The sequence below is a fragment of the Pseudomonas viridiflava genome (assembly GCF_900602065.1).
In the GTDB taxonomy this organism is placed as follows: domain Bacteria; phylum Pseudomonadota; class Gammaproteobacteria; order Pseudomonadales; family Pseudomonadaceae; genus Aquipseudomonas.
The window spans coordinates 1-412 of record NZ_UWFN01000065.1 but is presented as its reverse complement, the minus strand read 5'-3'; the positions used below and the strand labels follow the sequence as shown (position 1 = coordinate 412).

The 412-nt window shown below is 57.5% G+C and carries 1 pseudogene; it reads right to left on the bottom strand.

The features are described 5' to 3' along the window. Nucleotides 1–120 precede the first annotated feature (120 nt). Nucleotides 121–396: pseudogene (locus EE949_RS01015) on the bottom strand (8-oxoguanine deaminase); the annotation flags it as partial. Nucleotides 397–412: the final 16 nt, after the last annotated feature.

Here is a 412-nt window from a genome sequence, read left to right as displayed (position 1 = left end):
CGGGTTATGCATTCAGTCAGTCACTTTCGTTTTGCCCCCCGTTTTGCGCGTCTTGCGGACTTGTGTATAACGATGAGCGCGGAGCATGGGCATGGCACGTTCAACTCTCGCTGCGCACTGTCAGCCCTGAATCAACTCTCGCGCAGCCTGGCTGTGGTCGGCAATCAGCTGCTTTATATCCAGGCCTTCAACCTGTCCGTCAATCACTCGCCACTGACCGCCAACCATCACTCGATCGGCACGGTCTGCCCCGCACAGCAACAGCGCTGAAAGCGGATCGTGGCTGCCGGAGAAGCGCAGTTCATCGAGTTTGAAAAATGCCAGATCAGCCTGTTTGCCCACCGCCAGTTCACCTATATCAGTGCGGCCCAACAGCTGCGCCGAGCCTTTGGTCGCCAATCAAAGCACCACC